Genomic DNA, 24,529 nt, shown 5'->3' with positions numbered 1-24,529 from the left:
TACGTCAACGACGCCCCCAGTAATATTGAGAGTACATCCAGTACCGCCATTCAAAGTTCCAGTTATGGCAATGCTAGATACCGTCACATGTCCGCCAGAGATAGCAAGTTGAACTTGACTGCTGATTTTTCCGCCTGCAACAAAATTTCCACTTGAAATGGTCAACTTACTACCTGAAGTCGATATATCTCCCGTTACTGTAATATTACCAGCAAGCGTTAAATCCCGATCTGATGTAATACTTGTTCCATTGCCCTGTGTCACTGTGAACTTGTCGCTTTGTTCAGACTGACCAATGAGACTTAGGATGGCATCAGTAGTCGTTTTAGTTTGATTTGCCTCCGTGGTATAGGTAAAGCCAGTTTCTTCTGCCGCCAGCGTCGTCATGCCATTGAACACGGCAAAGAGGTCGTTGATAACCTCCGTCCCGGTGATCTGCTCTTTCTGCTCGTCGGTAAGGGCGTTGTAGGCCTCGTAGGTCGTCTGCACCTGGTCGTAAACCGCCGATTGTTCGTCCTGGGACATCGACGCCAAGGCCTCCGCCGTGGGCAGCGCGTCAATCAACGCCTGCACGGTATCGCCGTCAGCGGGCGCCCCCATTCGAACAGTAGCACCTAGCACCTCGGAAAGCGTCGCCGCCTGGGCCACAGATTCGCCCAGCGCACCCGGGACCACACACCACGCCAAAAGCGCCGCAAGCACCAACGCGAGAACGGACATTGCGTGAGCGCGGCAGCGTCCCCGCTCCCCCGTCAAATGCTCAGAATGAGCGTCCCCCCCCCCAGAACGGGAATTCAATCACAGAACGGAGCATGGCGGCACCGGCCTTTCCTCAGCTGTCCGACACGCAGGCGAACAGCACAAACACACTATCTGGCATCAACGTAGCGAAAATGCTGCCCCTGCGCAAGCACGTCCGTCCGAACGGTTGTCAACACGTTCGAATGGTCAAAAGCGGTCAAAGATGCGCCACCTCAGCAATGCCCCATCACGCTCGCGGGTGCGCGGCCAGATAGACCTCGCGCAGCTGTGTGCGATCGACATGCGTGTAGATCTGCGTGGTCGAGATGTCCGAGTGGCCCAAGATCTCCTGAAGGACGCGAAGGTCCGCTCCACCCGCAAGCATGTGCGTGGCAAACGAGTGACGCAGCGTATGGGGATGCAACCCCTCGATACCGACGACCGATCCATAGCGCTCACACACCGCATATACCGTCTGTCGAGAAAGTCTGCCACCGTTTTTGTTGAGAAACACCGCCGACCCCGCTGCGGCGCGACGCGCATGGGCCGCAAGCTCGTCCCGAGGACCCGCGAGATACGCCTGCAGCGCCGATGCGGCCGACCCCATGATGGGCACGAGGCGCTCTTTCGATCCCTTGCCGAAGACGCGCAGATATTCATCGTCGAGATATATGTCGCGAAGGTCGAGCCCCACCAGCTCGCTCACACGCAGGCCGCAGCCATAAAGCACCTCGAGCATCGCGCGATCCCGAGCACCGGCAGCGGTAGCGGGAAAGGGCTGCTCCAGCAGCGCGCGAGCCGCCTCGATCGAGATGTAATCTGGCAACCGGTCACTTTTCTTTGGTAGGTGAATCGTCGAGGTGGGATGGGTGGTCGCAATGCCTTCACGCACCATGAAGCGGTGAAAGCCCTTCGCCGCGCTGAGCGCACGCTCAACAGAGGAATCGGCGTAGCCTCCGGCGCGACGGTCGGCAACAAACGCCTCGACGTCCGCACGGGTCACCTGGTCGGGCTCGCGTATGCCCCGCTCGGCCAGAAAAGCGCAGTACGTCGTGAGGTCACGCCGATATGCAGCGACGGTGTTGGGCGACAAGCCCCGCTCGACGGAGAGATGGTCCAGATAGAGCCCCACGGCATCGCCCAGCGGCGTGCCGCCAAGCGATGCTCCCCCGTCCGTCCCACCCGACGGCACGGGAGCGGAAGCCCCCGCCCCGGCAGACACCGGAGACGGGGGCTTGCCCACCATATCGTTGTTGAACGGCCTGGCCACGAATGCCCTAGTTCGCAGAAGCGTTCTTGGGCGTGATCTCCGTGCGATCCATTCCCTCATGGTTCGCGATCGTCGCGCGCATGAACTCACGGAAGAGCGGCTGCGGCTTGGTCGGGCGGCTCTTGAACTCGGGGTGCGCCTGCGTAGCCACAAACCAGGGATGCACCTCGCGCGGCAGCTCGATCATCTCGACCAGGCGCTCATCCGGCGAGATGCCCGAGATCACCAGGCCGGCGCGCTCCAGCTCGTCGCGGAACGCGTTGTTGAACTCGTAGCGATGACGATGGCGCTCGTAGACAAGCTCCTCGCCGTAAGCCTCACGCACCAGCGTGCCCTCGGCAAGACGCGCCGGATAGGCGCCAAGACGCATGGTGCCGCCCTTCTCGGTCACGTCCTCCTGAGAGCTCATGAGGTCGATGACCGGATGCTCGCAGTCGGGCTCGAACTCGGTGGAGTTGGCGTCCGTGAGGCCGGCGACGTCGCGCGCGAACTCGCACACGGCCACCTGCATGCCCAGGCACAGGCCCAGGTACGGAATCTTGTTCTCGCGAGCATAGCGAGCCGCGGCGATCTTGCCCTCAAGGCCGCGCACGCCGAAGCCGCCGGGTACGACGATGCCCGATGCGCCGCCGAGCACCTCCTTCGCGGTCTCCCACGTCAGCTCCTCGCCATCGACCAGCTCGACCTCGACATGGCGGTCGAAGAAGATGCCGGAATGATGCAGCGCCTCGATCACCGACAGGTAGGCGTCGGGCAGCTGGGTGTACTTGCCCACCACGGCGACCTTGATCTTGTCCTCGTGGTTGTTGGCGTGGTCCTGCTTCTGCAGGAAGGTGTACCAGTCGTCCATGTGGCGCTCGCGCGGGTCCAGCCCCAGGCGCTCGCAGACGCGCAGGTCGAAGTCCTGCTCGGCGAGCATGCGCGGCACGTCATAGATGCTCGAGCAGTCCTCGTTCGTAAAGACGCAGTCGACGTCCACGTCGCAGAAGCTTGCGATCTTGGCGCGGATGGAGTCGTCGATCTCGTGGTCGGAACGCAGGACGATGATGTCCGGCTGGATGCCAAAGCTGCGCAGCTCCTTCACGGAATGCTGCGTCGGCTTGGTCTTGACCTCGTGAGCCGCAGAGATGTACGGCACGAGCGACACGTGGATGTAGCAGACGTTCTCGGCGCCCGCGTCCTTCTTGTACTGGCGAATCGCCTCGACGAACGGCTGGCTCTCGATGTCGCCGATGGTGCCGCCGAGCTCGGTGATGACGACGTCGGAGCCGGTCTGCTCCTCAACGCGGCGGAACTTGTCCTTGATGGCGTTCGTGACGTGCGGAATCACCTGCACGGTACCGCCCAAAAAGTCACCGCGACGCTCGCGTGCGATGAGGCTCTTGTAGATGGCGCCCGTGGTGAAGTTGGAGTCACGGGTGAGGTTCTCGTCGATGAAGCGCTCGTAGTGGCCGAGGTCGAGGTCGGACTCGTAGCCGTCCTCCGTCACGAAGACCTCGCCGTGCTGGAACGGGCTCATGGTGCCGGGGTCCACGTTGAGGTACGGATCGGCCTTCTGCATGGTCACCTTATAGCCGCGCGACTTGAGCAGACGCCCCAGGGAGGCGGCTGTAATGCCCTTGCCCAACGACGAAACGACGCCACCGGTGACAAAAATGTGCTTGGTCATTCGTTTGTACCTACGCTTTCCCGCTTGGAACCCGTTAGTCCTTACGGGTCTTTATCGTAGCACTTAGCAGCACGGCAAACGGGCGTCACAGACGCTTTCTTTTTTCTCGCAACATTTTGCACGGACGAGCGTGCCGCCGCAGTGAGACGCGGGCTGACATACCACCGCCGGCGCACCCTGTTCGCAATTGACATTTGAGAACGGGAGTAAATTACAATAGGGTGTCCTAACGGAGAACGTTACCGCACAGAATGAAGGGGTCATTCATGTATGAACTTCAAACGCAACATCCTTCGACCAATGCGGCTGCGTTTCTCTCCAAGCTCACCGAACATCAGCTGTATGCCCGAGAGTTTTTCAACAAGGAGCTCCTGAACTCGATAAACCAGATGAGCTCCCCCGACAATATCGCCTTCTATTACTTTAACACCCACGGCCAATTCCTCTCCGTCCTCACGCAGGACGGTCTTACCCTCAAGGCCGACAGCCCGTATGCCAGCTATGCCGGTCTCGACGTGGTGCGTCATACGGCGCATCGAGATGCCGTACACGATCACCTGACCTATTTCAACACCACGCCGCGCCTCTACAAGTCGACCGACGTCATCAGCGGCGACCATTACGACGAGTCATCCTATACGGCATACATCGAAGAGCACTTCGGCTGCCATTACAGCGTCACGCTTGCCTTTGGCATGTTTGCCTATATCCAGGTCGTCCTCTACAAAACAAAGGAGCACGGCGACTTTACCCAAGAGGAAATGAACTGGCTCGAGCAGCTTTACATCTATCTTGCCAGCGCGTACAGGACATTCAAGAAGTACGAGCAGTCGAATATCATCGCTGACATCATGTCGAAAGTCATCGATAGCGGCGAGCGCGCGTTCTTTGTCTGCGATGACTTCTCGCACATGCTGAGCTGCAATGAAATGGCCGAGAACTGCCTGGATGAGCTGCTGGGCCCTCAAGCGCTCGACACCATGAACCCTGAGGATACCTGCCCGTGGCTACCTTTTCTTATTGACGCTCATGAAAACGAGCCCGCTGGATCGATCCACGAGCACACCATCAAGGACTTCACGTTTCGGGTGCGCGTCTACGACCGGACGTATTCCAACGGCATCGTAGACCGATACTACTGGGTCACCATCTTGCGCAAGGGCGAGCAACAGAGTCACGAAAAGAGTTCTCCCCTGTCGCTATTCACCCGCTCCGAACAGCACGTGGCATCGCTGCTCGACCAAGGCCTCACCTATCAGGAGATCGCCGACGAGCTCGTCATCTCGTTCCACACGGTCAAAAAACACGTGCAGAGCATCTATAAGAAGTGCGGCGTCAAAAACCGAGCCCAGTTCTCCTGTTGGCTCAAAAAAGCGCGAAAGGCATAGGTCTCCTTGGGCTGTGTGCCCCGAACGGTCGAGGCGTGAAACGCTCATCACGCTACATCAAACCCATCGACGCTATCAGGGTGATGATAAACGAGTTGATGACCGGGAAGATAGCGCCCAGGATGAACTCGTGGTAATAGGCGTTCCGATACGTCAGGTGGCAGTAGTTGAGACGGTTGATGGCGTTGCCGTTAAACGGCATGGTGTCGAGCCCGTAGCACGAGACGTTCACTATGCGATGGATGACCTCGGGCGATACTCCCATGGCAAGAAAGCGGTCGCCCAGGGCGCCGAGAGCGATGCCCTCTCCGCCCGCGGCAGAACCCGTGATACCGGCAACAAGGTTGCACGAGAACCAGAGCTGGAAGAGCGGCGGCCCCGGCAGATTGGCTAGGTTATCAACCAAAAACTTGAAGCCCGGCGTGAGCTCCACTACCGCGCCGAACCCCACAACCACCGCCACGTTCATAAGCGAGCCGATGGTGGACTTGCAGCCAGATTGCAGGGTGCTGCTGAAGTTCTCGAACTTGTTGTGGTAGAGCACAAGGCATACCACACACCCGAGAATAAGCGCCACATAGGGCTCAAACGAGAGAACGTTCATAGCAAAAAGCAGCACGATGGAAGGGGTAAGCGCCTTCAGCAGCTGCAAGTTGCTGCAGCTTGCCGTAAGCACATCCTCATCCAGGGTGTCGACGTGCCGTTCCATCTCGGCACCCGTGAGCATATAGCCCTCGCCGCGGCGCTCGCACTTGCGCACGGCATACCATATATAGCACGCTCCAAAAATGATGCAGTTGCCCGTAGCGATAAACCCCAACACCGGGGCGGCCATGGGGGTCGTGCCCAAGTATTCAATGGGGATGAGGTTTTCTATGCAGGGCGACCCGGGCAAGGTTGCCGTCCACATGCAACCGCCATACACAATGATCGGTATGACAAAATGCCAGGGAATGTCCAACCGCTTGAAAATCTGACGACAAATAGGCGCAATGGTGAACACCACCACAGCTCCGCTCACACCGCCCAGCGACAGCAGGGCGGTCACGATAGAGAGCCCCATAATCACCAAGAACTTAACGTGCTTGCCGCCAAAGCGCTCTGCCAAGTTGCCAAAATAGACGGCAATATCACGCGCGGCACCGCAATCGGCCAGAAGCGCGCCCATGATACACGCCGGCAAAAACAGCATGAAGTTAGAAATGATGAAGCTGCCGAGCCCCTGCGCGAATGCGCCATCAAGAGTCTCGAACAGCGGTAAACCAGATGTAGCAATGACGATGGCACCCGCTACAGGTGCCACGACAAGGATGGGAAAGCCTTTCATCGCACCGATGACGAGAACGATAAAAGCGACCAAAATCCCGAATAAACTAAGTATGACTGGGTCCATAGGACAACCGTTTCCAGTAAGGGCGACAGAATGGGCCAAAGAGGGAGCGAGGTGCCAGAGAGACACAGCAGCACCTCGCCCACAATATATGAGTCGCTAGTCTACCTGCGGCTCAAGCGAAAGAAGGCGACCGCCGGTGCGTTCGTTCAAGGCGGCGATCTCGTCAACGATGATGCCCAGCGTGGGGCAAACGGTGACGCCCGCATCCTTGAGTGCGGCGACCTTGGATTTCACGGTGCCCATGCCGCCGGAGACGATGGCGCCGGCGTGACCCATGCGCTTGCCCTCGGGAGCGTACATGCCCGCAATGTAGGCAAAGACCGGCTTTGTAAGGCCGATCTCTTTGATCTTCTGAGCGCAGAGCTCCTCGGAAGCGCCTCCGATCTCACCGATCAGCACAATGGCGTCGGTGTCGGGGTCGTCGGCAAAAAGCTCGATTGCCTCGGCGTGGTTGGTACCAATGACCTGGTCGCCTCCGATGCCGATGCACGTGGAGAGGCCGTAGCCCTTAAAGGTGAGGTTCGAAGCCGTCTCATGGGTGAGCGTGCCGCTGCGGGAGATGATGCCGATGTGGCCCTTGCCATAAATGTAGTCGGGCATGATGCCGATCTTGGACTTGCCGGGCGAGATGATGCCGATGGTGTTGGGGCCGATCACGCGGGCGCCGCGCTCGCGAGCATCGGTGACGATGGCAAGTGCATCAAGCACCGGCACGAACTCGGTGACGATGACAAGCAGCTTGATACCGCCCGCCAAGGCGTCGAGAGCGGCCTGCTTCACACCCTTGGGCGGAACGAGCAGCATGGCGGACTCAACCTCGGGGAACTGCTCGCGGGCCTCGGCCACGGTCTCGAACACGGGGACGCCTTCGACCTCCTGCCCGCCCTTGCCGGGCGCCACGCCGCACAACAGCTTGGTGCCGCTTTCAAGGGTGCGCTTGGTATGGATGCGGCCCTGCTTGCCCGTGATGCCAATGATCATGACGGGCGTGGTCTCATCGATAAGGACGCTCACCTACATCGCCTCCTTGATAGCCATGAGCTGCTTTACCGCCTCGTCGGTGGTGCCGAACTTCGTCTGGGCAAAGCCGAGCTCCTCGTAGATCGCCCAGCCCTGCTCTTGATTGAAGCCGCGGGATTTGACGACAACCTTTTTGCCGTCACCGAACTCCTTGTAGGCGCGCGCAATACCTTCTGCCATATCGGCGCAGTTGTTGATACCGCCGAAGACGTTCACGAGAATGTAGTGGGTGTTCTCGTTTTGAAGCAGGATGCGCATGGCCTGATAGGTCTTCTCGGCCGTGACGCCGCCGCCCAGGTCGAGGAAGTTGTTGACGCGTCCGCCATAGTGGCGGATGGTGTCGGTCGTGGCCATGCCGATACCCGCACCGCCGGCCATGGTGCCGATGTCACCCTCGGGATCGAGCTCGACGTAGGTGAGGTCGTGGTCGCGGGCGTCCTGCTCCTGCGGAGAGAGCTTGCGCTCCCGGCGCGGCAAGATGATGTAGTCGCCCTGGCGCACGAGCGAATTGTCGTCGATGACGAGCTTGCAATCGATGGCAAGGAGGCTGCCGTCCTCCAGCACCACGAGCGGGTTGATCTCGAGGGTGGTGGCGTCAAGCTCGAAACAGGCGTGCGTGAGCTTCTCGGCGAAGCCCGCCACATCCGAGATGCGCTGCTCGGTGAGCTCAAACTGCTCCGATGCCTTCGCGCAGAACGCGCCGGCGTCAAACCCGTGGGTCACATCGAACCGCATGAGCTTCTCGGGCTCGTTGGCAGCGAGGTCTTCGATCTCCATGCCGCCGAAGGGCGTGAAGAGCATGACGAGCGCGCGGCTCTTGGCGTCAAGCGTGATGCCGAGGTAATACTCTTCGGCGATGGGCAAGAAACCGGTGACGGCAATGCCCTCCATGACATGGCCGTTGATCTCGATCTGCTCGATCTCCTTCTTGGCCTTGAGAAACTCCTCTTGGTTCTTCACGACCTTGACCGCACCGTGCTGGCCGCGATGACCAGCCATGATCTGGCCCTTAAGAACGCAGGGGAACTCCAATCCCGCAGGCAACTCGTCCCCCTCGACAAGCGGCGTGGGATTCACCGGAATACCGAAGCGCTCAAGCTGGCGCTTGCCCTCTATCTCTAGATAATCCATTCATATCCCCTTTCATGCGGGGAACCGACACCGCGGCTCCCCGCACGCATTGAATCTGGACCCGGTCGCCACGCGCCCGGAATCGCTACGTCCTCTTACCAGACCTTGGAGGGGTCGGGCATGTAGGACTCCTCCAGCGGGTATCCCACACGCGTGATGTTCATGAGGTGGGTGTAGCTGAAGTTGCCGCTGAAGCTGTTGTTGCCCCAAGAACCGCAGCCGAGGGTGGTGGTGGGACCAAACCAGTTGGTGGGGCTGCCGCCGCCCGTGGTGCCGGCAGGCTGGTTGACCACGCAACGCGACACGGAGCACTGGATGGCGGCATACTCGACGTGCTCGGGGGTGTTGGAGTGCACGCAGATGCTGTGGCCCTTCCCCTCGAACTCGAGGTTCTCGACCATGTAGGAAACTCCCTGTTCCCAACTATCGTAGGGATACACGGCGCAAACCGGGCAGAGCTTCTCGCGGCAAAGCTGCTCGGCGGAGCCCACGGCGTCGGCCTTCACGAAGATGACGCGCGTGTCCTCGGGAACCTCGACGCCCAGCTTCTCGCCCACCTCGTGCGCGGAGAGGCCCACGACCTCGCGGGACAGCGGGCCATTGCCCGGGAAGAGGCCCTCGCGAATCTTAGCAACGCACTCGGGATCGTCGATGTAGCAGGCGCCGTGCTTGCCGACCTCTTCGACGAACTCGTCGTACGTGGAGGTCGGGACGAACACGGTCTGCTCGCCCAGGCAGATGAGGCCGTTATCGAAGCTGCGGCCCACGATGACCTTCTCGACGGCATCGGACATGTCGACGTCCTCGTCGATGATGCACTGGACGTTGCCCTGACCCACGCCCAGGGACGGCTTGCCGGAGGAATAGGCGGCCTTCACCATGGCGGGGCCACCGGTGGCGACCACGATGTCGGCAGCCGCCATAAGCGCTGCGGAGTTCTCCAGGGTCACCTGCTCAAGACCGAGCACAAGGTCGCGCGGCAGACCGAGCTTCTCAAGCTCGTCCTGGAACAGCTGGACGCACTTCTTGGTGATCTCGACGCAGCGAGGGTGCGGCGAGAAGATGACGGAGTTGCGGGTCTTGAGCGCATAGGCGGCGTTGCACATGGGGGTCACGACCGGGTTGGTCGAGGGGATGATGGCGGCAACGACGCCCATGGGCTTAGCGACCTCATACATGTGATGCTCGTCGTCGCGGGAGATGACACCGACGCTCTTCTTGTCCTTCAAGAACTGCCAGAGCAGCGAAGCCTTGTTGCGGCACTTGGCGATCTTGTCGGTCTTGTTGCCCATGCGGGACTCGACGGCGGCCTGGGGGCCAAGCTCCTCGGCGTTATCGTAGACGACCTTCAGGATGGCACGCGCCGCAGCGTCGGCCTGCTCCTGAGTCATGAACTCGATCTCTTTTTGGGCTGCCCGAGAGCGAGCGACGAGTTCTTCTACAGATGAAGCATTCTGAACGTCAGACATGGCGATGTTTCCTTTCTGGAAGCGAATGGACGTGCCATCCGCGAACGTGGAGACCTATGCGCGCAATCGCGCGCATCGAAAAGCGAGAGCTATTGGATGTGAGGATCTGATGACCCGTTACAGAACCGAGAACGCAGGCCAGAACTGCATGAGCGCATACCCGAGCACAATGACGATGACCATGCGGGCAAGCATCATGGGCAGGCCATACTTGAGCATCTGGCCAGCCTCCAAACCGTAACCAGCCGGCACGGCGCGGATTGAGACGGGCAGCAGGAACTCTGCGTCGAAGGCCATAACAACGATGCACCAATACGGAATGGGGTTGAGACCCAGCTGCGTGGTAAGCGCGATGACCAGAGGAACGGCAACAGCTGAAGAAACCGTAGAGCTCGTGAGCTCGGCGATAAGGCAGGCCAGCACGACGAAGACAATGATGGTGGTAAGCCCTCCGTCAAGCGAGAAGCCCTGAAGAATGGTGGCGATCACATTCGTCGCGCCGGAGCCGTTGATCAGCGTACCGATGGCAAGACCGCCGGCGAAGAGGTACATCATGCCCCACATGACACCCTTTTGAGCGTCATCCCAGCCCATAAGCGGCTGCTTCTTGTAGGTGAAGATAAACGACAGCATGCCCATGGCGACAAAGATGTAGGCAGGAACCAGGTCGGGAAGAATGCCTGCGAACAGCGGGCGGCAGAGCGCTCCCAAAAATGCGATGGCGAAGAAGATGCCGACCATGGCCTCGTTGGGCTTCATCTTGCCCATGGCCGCGTAGCCCTCGCGGAAGAACTCCTTGGAACCCTTGAGCGGCTCGACGTTGCGGAACATGAACATCATGATGCCGAAGAAGGCGAGCATAGCCACAATGGTGTAGGGCAGGAAGCGAATAATCCAGTCGAAATACATCACTTCGATGCCAAGTTGTTCCTGCAGAAGCGAAATCGCCGTAACATTCATTGCGCCACCGAGCGGGGTGATGATGCCGCCGAGCACCGTACCCCAGCAGATGGCCAAGAAGATGGGCGGACCCGAGGGGCAGTCCTTGAGGCCCTCGTAGCCTGCCGCCCGGAACATGGCGAGTGCAAGCGGGCAGAACAGCGACACCACGGCAATGTTGGGAAGAACCGCCGAGAACAGCATGCTCGCGATAAACCACACGATGAGCTGCGAGGTGAGCGACGGGCCGACAATAGCAAGAATCTTGTATGCCACGCGGCGGTCAAAGCCGGTAGCCTTCCACGGCACCGTGAGAAGACAGGATCCGAAAACAAGTACGATGCTCTCGGAGAAGTACTGAGAGATGACGTTCGCCATGGGGACGATGGAGAACAGGGCGTTCACCGGAATGGGGAGCAACGCCGTGACCGTAAGGTCAACGGGGCGGGAAACCCACCAGAACACCATCCAAAGCAACGTGCCCACTGCCTGGGCGCCGGGTCCGCCAAACACGTCGGACAGCCCCAACGCGCATGCTGCGAACAGCGCAGGACCGATAATGAGGTAGATGACTCGTTTCGTAAAGTCCATGCCGCAGCCTCTCCTTTCACATTGAACAGACCGAACAAATGAGCCTCACCCCGCGCGCTCGGGCGCCATTACACGCAGGTCAAGCTATCGCCATCGGGCCTGCGCCCGAATCGCGATCACACGATGTCACGCAGCGAGAACAGACACGGTGCAAACGACCGGATATCTCGGGTGACCTGTAGTTTTTCAAGAGCCGTTGCGTGCAAAAGTATATGGATGAGCCACGACTTCATGCGCCCCCAGAAACCGAGATGGGCCACCCGTCCCCAAATATGGGTAATTCGGGTACCAGACGTCGCCGCGGCGCGCCAATTGGCCCATCCGGTTCCAAAAATGGGCAACTCGGCCACTTACCCTCCAAGCAATGCGTGCGTACCTTGTTTTTTATCGAACGGGTTTGACCCAGCTACAGCAGCAGGAGGGAAACTACCATGACGTGCAGCGGTATCGTGTTCAACGTCCAGCGCTACACCATCCACGACGGCCCGGGACTGCGCACCGAGTTCTTTCTCAAGGGCTGCCCGCTCCACTGCCGCTGGTGTTCTAATCCCGAAAGCTGGAATCCCAACATCCAATACGGCGTTTACCGCAGCAAGTGCATCGGTCGCGACAAATGCGGCGCCTGCATAGATGTCTGCGAGCATCCCGAAGGCCTCATCTTCAAAAAGGACAAGCTCGATCGCATTGACTACAGCCTTGTCCCCGATTGCAAGCCGCTCTACGACGAATGCCCGTCGGACTGCCTCAAGCAGTGGGGCCGCGAGATGACGGTGGATGAGTGCATGAAGACCGTCATGGCCGACAAGGACTATTACGAGCAATCGGGCGGCGGCGTGACGGTCTCGGGCGGTGAGCCTCTGCTGCAAAGCGAATTTGTGGCAAAGCTGTTCGAGGCCTGCCACAAGGAGGGCGTCCAGACCTGCTGCGAGACCACCTTCCACGTGGGCTGGGACGCCATCGAGCGCGTGCTGCCTGTGACCGATATCTTCATTACCGATATCAAGACCATGGACACCGAGGTGCACAAGGAGTACATCGGCGCGGGCAACGAGGTGATCCTCGACCACATAAAGCGCGTCGTGGACGCCGGCGCAGATCTCATCGTGCGCATCCCTGTCATCCCCGGCGTCAACGATGACGAAAAGAACATCTCCGCCACGGCCGACTTCATCCTAAACGAGCTGGGCAATCGCATTCAGATACTCCAGCTGCTGAGCTTTATGCGCCTGGGTGTTGAGAAATACCAGTCCCTGGGCATGCCCTACGGCATGCGCGGCATCAAGGTCGAGCGCAAAGCGTTCCAGAAGCACGTTGAGGACATTGCAGAGTACTTCGCCAGCCGCGGCATCCGCTGCCGCGTGGGAAGCAACGACGAGAAATAGGGTATCCATGGCGGGAAACCCGCCGGACCATAAAGGAGGGTTTGTATGCAAACCGTTGACATGGCAAAGCAGCAGCACACGGATGCGTGCGGAACCGAGCCTTATGACAAGACCTACAGCCTTGGCTATCAGGTCCATCATGAGGATTGGTCTCCGTTCCCCCGTGTCAACCACCTGCGCCAGACGTTCCTCGACCGCGAGTACTACATCGACGTCGAGCGTCTTCGTCTCGTGACCGAGGCGTACCAGCAGCACGAGATCGCCCCGCGCAAGCTCCAGTGCGCCTGGGCGTTTGACAACGTGCTGCGCAACTGCAGCCTGTTCGTCTACGACGAGGACCTGATTCTTGGCGAGATCGCCGCGCCCGCCAAGGCTTCCCCGATCTACCCCGAGTTCTCTGTCGACTGGATCATCAAGGAGTCTCAGAAGGAGCTCGCCAAGGACGTGCCGGTCTTCTGGGAGCGCGAGCACGACCAGTTCTATTACCGCAACGAGGAGGAGCGCCAGGAGGCTATTGAGCTGTGCGCCTGGTGGAAGGGCAAGACGGTTGAGGACATCATCAATTGCCGCCTTGACCACGACCAGCTCAAGGGCTCCGAGGTCGGCGAGAAGATCTTCCAGACCAACCTCTACCACTACGCGGGCACCGGCCACCTCGCCATCGACTATCCCCGTCTCATGAGGCTCGGCTTCGACGGCCTTATCGACGAGGCTAAGAAGTACCTGGCCGCGCTCGACTACAGCGACCCTGAGTTCGGCGACAAGCGCGACGAGTATCAGGCCATGATCATCATGTACGAGGCGACCAAGGCCTATATCGAGCGCTATGCCAAGCTCTGCGAGGAGAAGGCCTCTGAAGAGGCCGACGACACCCGTCGCGAGGAGCTTGTGGCCATGGCCGCCAACTGCCACGCCATCGCCGGCCCCGCGCCCAAGAGCTTCTGGCAGGCCCTTCAGCTCTTCCAGATCGCAACGGCGCTCATTCAGGTCGAGGGCAACGGCCACTCCATCTCCTATGGACGCATGGACCAGTGGCTCTACCCCTTCTACAAGGCAGACATCGAAAGCGGCGCCATCACCAAGGAGTTCGCGCTCGAGCTGATCGAGGTCGAGTACGTCAAGATGAACAACCCGACCAAGCTCAAGGACTTTGGCTCCATGGCCGTTCGCAACGGCCGCGGCTTTGGCGGCGAATCCCTCACCATCGGCGGCGTGGACCGCGACGGCAACGACGCCACCAACGACCTCACCTTCCTCATGCTCGAGGCTTCCGCCCATACCCGCATGATGAACCCGTGGGTTGCCGTCCGCATGCATGAGGACACCCCCTACGAGCTGGTTGTAAAGACGGTCGAGTGCGTGCGCGCCGGCTATGGCCACCCCAAGATCTTCAACGATGGCCCCGCCATCAAGGGAATGATGCGCAAGGGCATGACGATCGAAGAGGCGCGCGACTACTGCGTCGTCGGCTGCGTTGAAATCGACCTTCCGGGCAAGGAATACGGCTGGCATGACGCCGCCTACATCAACACGCCCAAGATGATGGAGATGGTCCTGAACGGCGGCAAGAGCCTGAAGTCTGGCGAGCAGCTTGGACCCAACACCGGCAGCCTTGATACCTATGAGACCTTCGAAGAGGTTCTGGCTTCCGTCGATGAGCAGTTTGCTTACTGGACCGACCAGATTTGCAGCAGCCTGAACATCATCGACGCCGCCCACCACGACCGCAAGCCGCTCCCCTACGTCTCCGGCTTCTATGAGGACTGCATGGCCTCCGGCCATGACCTCGTTGAAGGCGGCGCCAAGTACAACGGCATTGGGCCCCAGGCAGCTGGCATGGGAACCTGCGCCGACTCGCTGTGCACCATCAAGCAGCTCATGTTCGACGAGAAGAAGGTCACCGGCGCCGAGCTTTTGCAGTGCGTGAAGGACAACTGGGAGGGCCACGAGAAGCTTCTCGCGCTCGTGAACAGCTCTAAGGTCCACCACTACGGCAACGACGACGACTACGCCGACGACCTCTTCAAGTGGATGTTCGAGTGCTACTGCCGCCACATCGCCGGCCGTCCTACGCGCCGCGGTGGTCAGTTCAACCCCGGTGTCTACTCGGTAAACGCCAACGTGGCCATGGGCCTCAACACCTTTGCCACGCTTGACGGCCGCAAGGCAGGCGAGCCCATCTCCGACAACATGGCCCCTGTTCACACCGACGCCGGCTCGCACGACACCGAGGGCCCGACCGCCCTGGTGAACTCCCTCGCGAAGGTCGATCACAGCCTTGCTTCCAACGGAACGCTCATGAACATGCGCTTCCCCGAAGATGCCGTCTCGGGCACCCAGGGCCGCGACAACCTCGTCAGCTTCATTGAAGCCTACATTCGCAGGCAGCCCATGCATGTTCAGTTCAACATTATGAGTGCCGCCAAGATGCGCGCAGCCCAGAAGCACCCCGAGGACTACAAGGACATGCTCGTTCGCGTGGCAGGCTATTCCGCCTACTTCGTCGAGCTCGGCAAGCCTTTGCAGAAGGACCTCATCCAGCGCACGGAGCTGCACTTCTAAGTTCTATCCACGCCTATAAGGCCCCAAGCAGTGCCCATCGTCCTCCCCGGTGGGCACTGCCCATGGATACACACCGTACGAAAGGTTGCTCATGAACACGTTCAGCTTCAAGATCCCCCAAACGGTCGAATTTGGGCTGGGAAGCCTCAGCCGAATTCCGGATATTTTGAAGGGCGAGGGCTCTGACCACGTTTTTCTTGTTTCCGACCATGGACTCGAGGGAATCGGCGTTGTGGACAGAGTCGTCGGCATCATCGAGGACGCCGGCATCACGTGCACCCGGTTCCTTGACGTAATCCCCAACCCCACGGTTGAAGTGGTCGAGAGCGCGGCTCGCCTCTTTGCGGAAAGCGGGGCAACAAGCCTTGTCGCGCTCGGCGGCGGAAGCCCCATGGATGTGGCGAAGGCGGTCGGCGTGCTCGCGACGTTTGGCGGCAGCATCACCGACTATGAGGGTGCCGATAAGGTTCCGGGACGCATTCTCCCCCTGCTCGCTATCCCCACAACAGCGGGCACTGGATCTGAGGCTACGGCATCTGCCGTGGTCACCGACACCAAGCGGAATTGCAAGTTCTCGGTAATCAGCTACAACATCCTTCCCACTCACGCCATTTTGGACCCGGAGCTCATCATGACCGCCCCGGCAGGCGTTGCTGCCTCCTGCGGTATCGATGCGTTCATTCACGCTATGGAGGCTTACGTCTCGCGCCAGGCCTCCCCGTTCACCGACGCCATGGCCGAGAAGGCCATGGAGCTCATCGGCGGCAACATTCGCAAGTTTGTCGCAGACCGCTCAAACCCCGAGGCCGCCAGCGCCATGATGGTGGGTAGCAACCTCGCAGGCATCGCCTTCGCCTGGGCTCGCCTTGGCAACATCCACGCTTTGAGCCATCCGGTCAGCGCTTACTTTGGCGTGGCTCACGGCGTCGCCAACGCCATTCTCATGCCCTATGTCGTTGCGTTCAACGCCCTTGCGGATACTGGACGCTACGAGAAGATCTACAACTTCGTGCGCGAGGGGCACGGCCCGGTCACATCGTTCCGTCCTCAGATGCTTGTCGACGAGCTTAAGAAGCTCAACGCCGACCTCAACATCCCGGAGCATCTCTCCGATGTGGGTGTCACGGATGAGCACTTCGAACAAATGGCTGCAGACGCCATGAACACGGTCAACGTCATCGCCAACCCGCGCATGACGACGCAGAAAGACTTGGTAGCACTCTACAAGCAGGCGCTGTAGACGCCGCGCCACAAGCGTCCCATATCACTTCGGCCGCGTTGGCCCTTCAAACGGACTCGCGCGGCCGTCGTTGTTAAGGTCGGAGAGATTGGGGTTCGCCAACGCCCGCGGCGCCTCTTTTCACCCGCAGCCCACCCGGAGCCCCCGCACGGCACGGGACATCACTTCTGCGCGTAGGTCGCCCAGAACGTAGGGATTCCCAGCTCGTGCAGACGGCCCTCACCATTCGTGTCCTCATAGAGGTCTACCAGGTGGAACCCCGCCTGAATCTGGCCGCGAATCTGCTCGTCGAGCGTATGCGAGAACTGCATCCCCCACTCGGGAAGAGACTCCGCCGGAATGAGCGAGGGGTCGCGCAGCGGGTTGAACGGCAGTCCGCGGATGATGCGCTCCTCGTCGTCGTCCACCACATAGTTGAAGCCGTTGTCGAGCCCCGCAAGCAGGCGGCCACCCGGCGACAGCACGCGGAAGCACTCGCGCCACACCGGCAGGACCTTCTCGATGTAGCAGTTTGAGACCGGATGGAAGATGAGGTCGAACTCCCCGTCGTCAAACGGCAGCGGGCGGGTCATGTCAGCCCGCACGCAGCGGATCTCGTAGCCCTCGCGCTCGGCCACCATGCGCTCCGACGCGATCTGCCGCTCGGAATAGTCGAGCACCGTGCACTCGGCGCCCATGGCCGCAAACTGCGGCATCTGCTGGCCACCGCCCGATGCGAGCCCCAGCACGCGCACGCCGCGCATGTCGTCGGGCAGCCAGCTGTGCGGAACCTCGCGCGTGGGAGTGAGCAGCATGGACCAGTCGCCCGAAAGCGCCGCCAGGTAGCGCTCGTGCGAGATGGGCGTTCCCCACTCCCAACCGTCCTCGACCCACTGGTCGACGATCCGCGCGTTGAGGTCGGTGTACGACCCCTCCTCGCCAACCTCCTGTGTGTCCTCGCCGTCACGCCGCTCCATATCCATATCTGTCTCCTTACGAGCCTGGTTGAAATGTTTGGACCTCGACGCTTTCCTGCCGGCACCCGGTAATCGTCAACGCTCAACAATACTCCAGAATGAGCCACGATTCTGGGGCGAAACTGAGCGTTGGCGAAAACGGCGCTCGCCGACGCTCAGTTTCGCCGCGACAGCTCAGCCCGCAATCAATCCCTCGACTCTGACACCCCGGGCCCCTACAGCAAGGGCCGGCGACGAGCCGACCCCGTAATCCCCTATTTGTGGTAATACCCACTGCGCTCGAACTTGGGCTCGCAGCACACGTTGATGCCGAGCTTCTTGAGCAGCGCCTCGTCCGTGGCGGAGATTATCACCGAGAAGAAGGCGTCGCAGCCGCGGAGCTTCGGCAGCCCCTCGAGCACGCGCTCGGCAACCTCGCTGGTGGCCGAGGTGATGGACAGCGCGATGAGCGTCTCGTCGGGATGCAGACGCGGATTGCGGCTGCCCAGCTGCGAGGTCTTGAGTCGGCTGATGGGCTCGATGGCATCGTCGCTAATCACCTCGAGCTCGATATCCACACCCGTGACAGACTTGAGCGCGTTCATAAGCAGCGAGCTCGCCGCACCCAGGCGCGTCGAGGTCTTGCCCGTCACCACCGTGCCGTCCGGCAGCACCATGGCCCCGACCGGCGCTCCCGTGGTCTCCTCCTTCAGAAGCGCCGCAGACCGGGCGGGCGAGAAATCCTTCGAGACGCCCGCCTTCTTCATGATGAGCTTGAGCTTGTCCACGTGGTCCTGGCCCATGCCCGTGCGCTTGACGTTCACCGCCGAGGTGAAATACCGGCGCACGATCTCCATACGCGCCGCGTCGCAGCACGCCTCGTCGTCGGTGATCGCGAAACCGACCATGTTCACGCCCATGTCCGTCGGGCTCTGGTAGGGGCTCTCCCCCGCAATCTTTTCCATGAGCGCGCGCACGACGGGAAACGCCTCGACGTCGCGGTTGTAGTTGACAGTGGTCTTGCCGTAGGCCTCCAGGTGAAATGGGTCGATGATGTTGGAGTCATCCAGATCGACCGTCGCGGCCTCGTAGGCGATGTTCACCGGATGCTTGAGCGGCAGATTCCACACCGGGAAAGTCTCGAACTTCGCGTAGCCCGCGGCCACGCCGCGCTTGTGTTCGTGATAGAGCTGCGACAGGCAGGTGGCGAGCTTGCCCGAGCCGGGGCCCGGGGCGGTCACCACCACCAGGGGGCGCGACGTCTCGACAAACTCGTTTCTGCCGTAGCCGTCTTCGGAGACGATGAGGTCGATGTCGTGCGGATAGCCCTCGATGGGATAGTGCAGTTTGCAGGTGATGCCGAGGTCGGTAAGACGCCGGCGGAACACGTCGGCGGCAGGCTGACCCGAATACTGGGTGAGCACCACGGCCGCGACGGCCAGGCCGTTCGTGCGGTAGATGTCCGCAAGGCGCAGCACGTCCTCGTCGTAGGTGATGCCAAGGTCGCCGCGCGCCTTGTTCTTCTCGATATCGTTTGCGTTGATGGCGATGATGACCTCGATGTCGGACGCGAGGCTCTTGAGCATGCGGAACTTGCTGTCGGGCTCGAAGCCGGGAAGGACGCGGCTCGCGTGGTAGTCGTCGAAGAGCTTACCGCCGAACTCCAGATACAGCTTGCCGCCGAACTGCTCGATACGCTCCTTGATGCGCGCAGCCTGCAGCTCGATGTACTTCTCGTTACTGAATCCCTGGCGCACGGCGCATCTCCTCTCGACGGATGGTCTTATGGGGTCCGTAACCCACACGAACGAACCCACCGCCGCGATTATACCTAAGGGAGGTGTTTGTTCATGACCCACGCAGGAGGAGGCGTCCGTCCACTACAAAAAGTGCGGGTTCCGGGTACTCTCCCGCCCGGAACCCATCCCCGTAGGGGCCCGCGACATGCATGTGCCGGAGAGCGGCAGCGGACTCTACCCTCGCCAAGCTGCTCAAACGCGTTCGCGCCCTACCCTCGTCAAGCTGCTCTAACGCGTTCGCCCCCTCCCGCGCACGGAACGGGAGGGGGCAGAAAGGTAGGGTCTCACCGGGCTCGGAACGCGTTCATCCGCGCCCGGCTAGACGATACGGGAGGCGGGCACCGCGGAAAGCCGCGTCCCACGGTCCGAAGCGCCTGGTCTTAGATGACCATAAGCGCCACGGTGCAGATCACCGCAGATACCACCGAGAGCACCACGACGACCTTCACGGCGAACTTAAGCCACGTGGTCCACTCAATGCGCGCCAAGGCAAGGCCACCCATGATGGCGCCGGACGTCGGGGTAAAGAGGTTCACCACGCCGATCGCGGAGCTGAAAATCATGACCATGACCTCGGGCGAGAAGCCCAGCTGCGCCGCAAGCGGGCCCATGATGGGCATGGAAACGGTCGCCATACCGGACGTCGACGGAATGAGGAACGAAAGCCCGAAGTACAGCAGCCATGCCAGCGGGGCAAAGAGCACGCCCGAGACGCCGGCGAGCGCGTTGGCGGCCGCATCGAGCACGAAGCGGTCAAGGCCGGTCGTGGCCATGAGCACCGAGATGCCGCGCGAGAGAGCGATGATCAAAACGACGCTCATCATGTCGGCGGCGCCGGTGATGAAGGTGTTCACGATCTGCTTCTCGGAAAGCCCACCCACGATACCGATGACGATTGCCATGACGAAGAACCACGTGGAAGCCTCGTCGAAGTACCACTGGCCGATGGGCAGGCCGGTGATGAAGGCGGACCAACCTTGCGAGGTCTCGACCTCGGCCGCCGAGGTGCCCTCAACAACACCGTCCATGGTAGTCACGGTGCCGTTGTCCTCGTCATACGCCGCAGCTAGGTCGTCGCTCGTAATGGGGTCAACAACTTCCTCGTAATTCGCGCCGGCATTAAAGAAATCGGCTACGCCCTGGTTAAGGTCGCCGATGGGGATGAAACCCAAAATCATGACTACGAACGTGAAGGCGAAGATAATGAGGCAGCCCTTCTGACGGCCGGTGAGTTTCACGTCCTTGTTGACCTCGGCAGCAGCCGCACCGTGCGCCTCCTCGGCGTCATGGAGCTCCTGCATGGAGAGAAGCGTCGAGCCCTTGTCGGCCTTGACCTTCTTGGCGTAGCGCATCACGAAGAAGATCGAGATGGCGGTGGTGACGACCCACAGAATGGCGCCCAGACCGATGATGATGGTCTGGTCGGCCACGATGCCCACGCCACGCAGGGAGTCCACCGCGGCACCCACGGCAAACGGGTTCACCGTGGAGCCCAGGCAGCCGCAGCCCGCGCCCAAAAGCACCGTTGCGGCGCCCACGAGCGGGTCAAAGCCGGCGGCCATCATGGTTGCGGCGAGCAGCGCATAGAACGGGACCGTCTCCTCGCACATGCCATAGGTGGTACCGCCCAGCGAGAAGATGATCATAAGGACGGGAATGATCATGAGCTCGTTGCCCTTGAGCTTCTTGACCAAAACAGCGATGCCGTTATCGAGGGCACCCGTCTCGGTCATCATGCCCAAAAAGCCACCGAGGATCATAACGAACAGACATACTGGCAAGGCGTCGGCAAAGCCTTTCACCGGCGCGGTAAAGAAGTCGCTGAACTTTGCTGCCGTAACGTCGGGAGAGAATCCGGCGACGATGGCGGTAATGATGGCAACGATGCCAAGCAGGATAAGAAGAATGGTAAAAGAAGATAGCATACCACGCTTTTTCTTCTGAGCAGCGGCCATATTCTCATCCTCCTTTCTGTTCACATTGTTTCAAGCGCGCTCGCCCTCAGCCGTGCCGTGCAAATCCATTCAGAGAGCAGCGCGCAACGGGTCCGTCGAACCCGTCAGGAAGTCGACGGACCCGGAGCTTCCGGACGCGCTACTTCAGCGTCGCGTACATGACAGCCTTGATGGTGTGCATGCGGTTCTCGGCCTCATCGAAGACCTTGGACTTCGGCCCCTCGAAGACCTCGTCGGTGACCTCCATCTCGGTGACGCCGAACTTCTTGGCAATCTCAGCACCGGTGGTGGTATTGGTGTCGTGGAAGCTCGGCAGGCAGTGCAGGAAGATCGAAGAAGGATCGGAGAGATCCATGAGCTCCTGGGTGACGCGATAGGGCTCGAGCTGGCTGATGCGCTCGGTCCAGACCTCGTCGGGCTCGCCCATGGAGACCCATACGTCGGTGTAGATCACGTGTGCGCCGGTGCAGGCGGCCTTGGGGTCCTCGGTGAGGGTGATGGTGCAGCCGTTGGCGGCAGCGATGGGCTTGCAGGCCTCGACCACGTCGTCGGCGGGCATGCACTCAGCCGGACCGCAGGCAACGAAGTTCATGCCGAGCTTCGCGCAGACGACCATGAGCGAACGCGCCACGTTGTTCTTGGCATCGCCCATGAAGACGAGGGTCTTACCCTTGATGTCGTAGTTGAAGTTCTCCTGAATGGTCAGGACGTCGGCGAGCATCTGGGTGGGATGCCACAGGTCGGTGAGGCCGTTCCACACCGGCACGCCGGACTTGGCGGCGAGCTCCTCGACGTCCTCCTGGGCAAAGCCGCGGAACTCGATGCCGTCATACATGCGGCCAAGCACGCGGGCGGTGTCCTCGATGGACTCCTTCTTGCCCATCTGCGAGCTGCCCGGATCGAGGTAGGTCACGCCCATGCCGAGGTCCATGGCGCCGACCTCGAAGGCGCAACGGGTGCGCGTAGAGGTCTTCTGGAACAGCAGGACGATGTTTTTACCCTCGAGGTAGCGATGCGGGGTGCCCGTGCGCTTGAGGTCCTTGAAGTTGCGAGAGAGCTTGAGCAGGTACTCGATCTCTTCAGTCGTGAAATCGAGGAGGCGCAGGAAGCTGCGACCGGAGAGGTTCACACCCATGTTCGTTCCTTTCGTATCAGGGTCCGTGCATTGAGGGCGAATTCGCCCAAAGAATCAGAATAACCGCAGTCGCACTCTTACGAGATCCAATCTGCAATGGAAACAACGGGGTTTTGGGACCCATCGATTCGGCCCCAACACCACCAGGGCCTTCCGGGGCCACTACAGTCAGCCCCGGACACCCACAGGGCTTCCCAGGTGCCGCAGATTGCCGTGAAAGAGGAGGGAGGACGCCTAAGGGCGCCGACCGACGATTGAGCGGCAAGGTGCGGTACCTGGGGAGGCCGTCATTACAGGTCTTCGCGCCAGAACGGCATACTCATGCACCGCGGGCCGCCACGGCCGCGGGAGAGCTCTGCCGAGGGCACCACGAGCAGCTCCATCCCCTCCTTGTAGAGGACGTCGTTGGTGACGGTGTTGCGCTGATACACGCAGATCTTGCCGGGCGCCACCGCGAGGGTGTTGGAACCGTCGTTCCACTGCTCGCGCGCCGCCGCGATGGGGTCGCCGCCACCGCAGGGAATGAGCTTCACCGCGTCGATGCCCAGGGCGCGGGCCAGGATGTGCTCGAGCGTGTCGGTGGTCTCCTTGATCTCGACCTCGCCGGGATTCTTGCCCGGGGTGAGCTTGAACACCTGCAGGGTGCCCATGATGGCAGGATGAATGGTGAACTTGTCCACGTCGATCTGCGTGAACACCGTGTCGAGGTGCATGAAGGCGCGGGACACCGGGATGTTGAACGCCAGGATCGTGTCGATCTTGGAGTCGGAGTTCCAGAACATGTTCTGTGCCATGACGTCGATCGCCGCCGCCTGGGTGCGCTGCGAGATGCCCACCGCGATGGTATGCTCGTTGATGTTGAGCACGTCGCCGCCCTCGGTGTGGAACGAGGAGTCGCGACGGAAGTAGAGCGACGTGTTCTTATAGTCGGGGTGATACTTGAAGATGTACTTGCCGTAGATGGTCTCGCGGTTGCGGGTCACGGAGTACATGCGGTTGAGGTTGACTCCGTTGCCCACCACGGCGAACGGGTCACGCGTGAAGTACAGGTTGGGCATCGGGTCGACAAGCAGGTCACTTTCGGTCTCGACGTTTACCAGAGAGTCGAGAGTGACAGAGCTCGTAAGCGGAAGCTCGACCTCGGCCTTGGTGATACCGGCCATGGTCTTCTTGACGAACTCGAGGTTGTCCGTGATGGACTCAAGCAGCTCGCGCACGGCGGCGGGAGCGATTTTGCCCTTTATGCCCGCCTCGGCAAGCCACTGATTGAGAAACTCCTCGCGCGCTTCGGGCACGGCGTCGAGCGCCTCTGCCATGAGCTGCTCGAGATAGAGAACCTGAACTCCCTGGTCGCGCAGGATCTGAGCGAAGGTATCGTGCTCCTGCTGGGCTACCTCCAGAAACGGGACGTCATCGAAGAGCAGCCGTTCAAGCTCGTCGGGCGGAAGGTTGAGAAGCTCGTCGCCCGGGCGATGTAGGCACACCTTTTTCAGGGCGCCAATCTCACTTGTCACATGCAAGCCTTTGGTCATCGTCCTCCTACCTTTCTGTCAGGACCCCGAGGGGACCGTTGGTCTCGCCCTATCCGTGAGGGCGGTGTGTACCGACATCCATAGATATATCCAGAATCGCCTCTGTTGTCGCACTTGCCCCTGAACGGTATAAAAGCGAACGGGAACGGTATATTATGTAACAAATGCCCATAAGACACTCTTGTACAATAAAGCGCATTTACGTGCTTGAATTCTTTTTTGTAAAGATTCCGTGGTGATTTCTTTTGTATATTTTAATCTGATTTCTGAATAATGTTTCCTCCTTTATGAGTTTGTGGGCAGAAACGGCCGACCCTTATTCCCGTTTATAGCAATTCAGGTTTTTAGGAATAATATTCAATAATCCCCTCTCTGCAA

At 60.4% G+C, this 24,529-nt stretch carries 16 protein-coding genes; 4 read left to right on the top strand and 12 right to left on the bottom strand.

Annotation, left to right across the window (positions count from 1 at the left end; translation table 11 throughout):
* Positions 1-988: 988 nt before the first annotated feature.
* Positions 989-2,011: a site-specific tyrosine recombinase XerD gene (gene xerD / locus B5F33_RS06425; protein WP_239284895.1), complete on the bottom strand. Its 1,023-nt coding sequence runs from the start codon at positions 2,009-2,011 to the stop codon at positions 989-991.
* A gap of 7 nt (positions 2,012-2,018) precedes the next feature.
* A complete protein-coding gene (locus B5F33_RS06420) occupies positions 2,019-3,680 on the bottom strand; it encodes a CTP synthase (RefSeq protein WP_087410984.1) in 1,662 nt (553 codons plus the stop codon).
* A gap of 266 nt (positions 3,681-3,946) precedes the next feature.
* On the opposite strand from B5F33_RS06420, the gene B5F33_RS06415 reads away from it, so the two are divergent.
* Entirely contained in the window at positions 3,947-5,068 is a 1,122-nt protein-coding gene (locus tag B5F33_RS06415; RefSeq protein ID WP_158095324.1) for a helix-turn-helix transcriptional regulator, read from the top strand.
* Positions 5,069-5,120: 52 nt separating this feature from the next.
* Here the strand turns inward: B5F33_RS06415 and B5F33_RS06410 are convergent, their stop codons facing one another.
* The 5 genes from B5F33_RS06410 to B5F33_RS06390 form a co-directional block, all read right to left on the bottom strand.
* Complete coding sequence (locus B5F33_RS06410) at positions 5,121-6,371, bottom strand: GntP family permease (protein ID WP_204214433.1); 1,251 nt, start codon at positions 6,369-6,371, stop codon at positions 5,121-5,123.
* 186 nt (positions 6,372-6,557) lie between these two features.
* Complete coding sequence (sucD, locus tag B5F33_RS06405; protein WP_087410981.1) at positions 6,558-7,475, bottom strand: succinate--CoA ligase subunit alpha; 918 nt, start codon at positions 7,473-7,475, stop codon at positions 6,558-6,560.
* Positions 7,476-8,612 carry an ATP-grasp domain-containing protein gene (locus tag B5F33_RS06400; protein ID WP_087410980.1) on the bottom strand — a complete coding sequence of 379 codons (1,137 nt, stop codon included), beginning with the start codon at positions 8,610-8,612 and terminating at the stop codon, positions 7,476-7,478.
* Positions 8,613-8,707: 95 nt separating this feature from the next.
* Entirely contained in the window at positions 8,708-10,081 is a 1,374-nt protein-coding gene (locus B5F33_RS06395) for an aldehyde dehydrogenase family protein (RefSeq protein ID WP_087410979.1), read from the bottom strand.
* 117 nt (positions 10,082-10,198) lie between these two features.
* Positions 10,199-11,611 (bottom strand): SLC13 family permease, encoded by a 1,413-nt coding sequence (locus tag B5F33_RS06390; protein ID WP_087410978.1) that lies wholly within the window; start codon positions 11,609-11,611, stop codon positions 10,199-10,201.
* 431 nt (positions 11,612-12,042) lie between these two features.
* On the opposite strand from B5F33_RS06390, the gene B5F33_RS06385 reads away from it, so the two are divergent.
* The 3 genes from B5F33_RS06385 to B5F33_RS06375 all read left to right on the top strand — a co-directional run bounded on the left by B5F33_RS06385 (position 12,043) and on the right by B5F33_RS06375 (position 16,795).
* On the top strand, positions 12,043-12,993 hold the full coding sequence (locus B5F33_RS06385; protein WP_087410977.1) for a glycyl-radical enzyme activating protein: 951 nt from the start codon (positions 12,043-12,045) through the stop codon (positions 12,991-12,993).
* A gap of 45 nt (positions 12,994-13,038) precedes the next feature.
* A complete protein-coding gene (locus B5F33_RS06380; RefSeq protein WP_204214431.1) occupies positions 13,039-15,555 on the top strand; it encodes a formate C-acetyltransferase/glycerol dehydratase family glycyl radical enzyme in 2,517 nt (838 codons plus the stop codon).
* A 91-nt stretch (positions 15,556-15,646) separates the two neighbouring features.
* Positions 15,647-16,795, top strand: coding sequence for an iron-containing alcohol dehydrogenase (locus tag B5F33_RS06375; RefSeq protein WP_087410976.1), 1,149 nt, complete (start codon positions 15,647-15,649; stop codon positions 16,793-16,795).
* A gap of 161 nt (positions 16,796-16,956) precedes the next feature.
* On the opposite strand, the gene B5F33_RS06370 is transcribed toward B5F33_RS06375, so the two are convergent.
* The 5 genes from B5F33_RS06370 to arcA all read right to left on the bottom strand — a co-directional run bounded on the left by B5F33_RS06370 (position 16,957) and on the right by arcA (position 24,151).
* Positions 16,957-17,757, bottom strand: a complete 801-nt coding sequence (locus B5F33_RS06370) for a class I SAM-dependent methyltransferase (protein WP_239284892.1) — start codon at positions 17,755-17,757, stop codon at positions 16,957-16,959.
* 248 nt (positions 17,758-18,005) lie between these two features.
* Complete coding sequence (locus B5F33_RS06365) at positions 18,006-19,487, bottom strand: DUF1846 domain-containing protein (RefSeq protein WP_087410975.1); 1,482 nt, start codon at positions 19,485-19,487, stop codon at positions 18,006-18,008.
* 422 nt (positions 19,488-19,909) lie between these two features.
* Positions 19,910-21,484: a YfcC family protein gene (locus tag B5F33_RS06360; RefSeq protein ID WP_087410974.1), complete on the bottom strand. Its 1,575-nt coding sequence runs from the start codon at positions 21,482-21,484 to the stop codon at positions 19,910-19,912.
* Positions 21,485-21,623: 139 nt separating this feature from the next.
* The gene (gene argF, locus B5F33_RS06355; RefSeq protein WP_087410973.1) at positions 21,624-22,619 is read right to left on the bottom strand and encodes an ornithine carbamoyltransferase; all 996 of its coding nucleotides are present in this window, start codon (positions 22,617-22,619) and stop codon (positions 21,624-21,626) included.
* A 290-nt stretch (positions 22,620-22,909) separates the two neighbouring features.
* A complete protein-coding gene (gene arcA / locus B5F33_RS06350) occupies positions 22,910-24,151 on the bottom strand; it encodes an arginine deiminase (RefSeq protein ID WP_087410972.1) in 1,242 nt (413 codons plus the stop codon).
* Positions 24,152-24,529: the final 378 nt, after the last annotated feature.

Origin of the sequence: Collinsella sp. An2 (assembly GCF_002160065.1) — a bacterium.
GTDB lineage: Bacteria > Actinomycetota > Coriobacteriia > Coriobacteriales > Coriobacteriaceae > Limicola.
The sequence above is the reverse complement of the archived record's forward strand: the minus strand, read 5'-3'. Positions and strand labels throughout refer to the sequence as shown.

Excerpts from the sequence above, each read along its gene's own strand:
- B5F33_RS06380 (WP_204214431.1), top strand. The coding sequence starts at position 13,039 with ATGCAAACCGTTGACATGGCAAAGCAGCAGCACACGGATGCGTGCGGA.
- argF (WP_087410973.1), bottom strand. The coding sequence starts at position 22,619 with ATGGGTGTGAACCTCTCCGGTCGCAGCTTCCTGCGCCTCCTCGATTTC.
- B5F33_RS06360 (WP_087410974.1), bottom strand. The coding sequence starts at position 21,484 with ATGGCCGCTGCTCAGAAGAAAAAGCGTGGTATGCTATCTTCTTTTACC.
- B5F33_RS06420 (WP_087410984.1), bottom strand. The coding sequence starts at position 3,680 with ATGACCAAGCACATTTTTGTCACCGGTGGCGTCGTTTCGTCGTTGGGC.
- B5F33_RS06385 (WP_087410977.1), top strand. The coding sequence starts at position 12,043 with ATGACGTGCAGCGGTATCGTGTTCAACGTCCAGCGCTACACCATCCAC.
- B5F33_RS06390 (WP_087410978.1), bottom strand. The coding sequence starts at position 11,611 with ATGGACTTTACGAAACGAGTCATCTACCTCATTATCGGTCCTGCGCTG.
- B5F33_RS06395 (WP_087410979.1), bottom strand. The coding sequence starts at position 10,081 with ATGTCTGACGTTCAGAATGCTTCATCTGTAGAAGAACTCGTCGCTCGC.
- arcA (WP_087410972.1), bottom strand. The coding sequence starts at position 24,151 with ATGACCAAAGGCTTGCATGTGACAAGTGAGATTGGCGCCCTGAAAAAG.
- B5F33_RS06415 (WP_158095324.1), top strand. The coding sequence starts at position 3,947 with ATGTATGAACTTCAAACGCAACATCCTTCGACCAATGCGGCTGCGTTT.
- B5F33_RS06400 (WP_087410980.1), bottom strand. The coding sequence starts at position 8,612 with ATGGATTATCTAGAGATAGAGGGCAAGCGCCAGCTTGAGCGCTTCGGT.
- B5F33_RS06375 (WP_087410976.1), top strand. The coding sequence starts at position 15,647 with ATGAACACGTTCAGCTTCAAGATCCCCCAAACGGTCGAATTTGGGCTG.
- B5F33_RS06370 (WP_239284892.1), bottom strand. The coding sequence starts at position 17,757 with ATGGATATGGAGCGGCGTGACGGCGAGGACACACAGGAGGTTGGCGAG.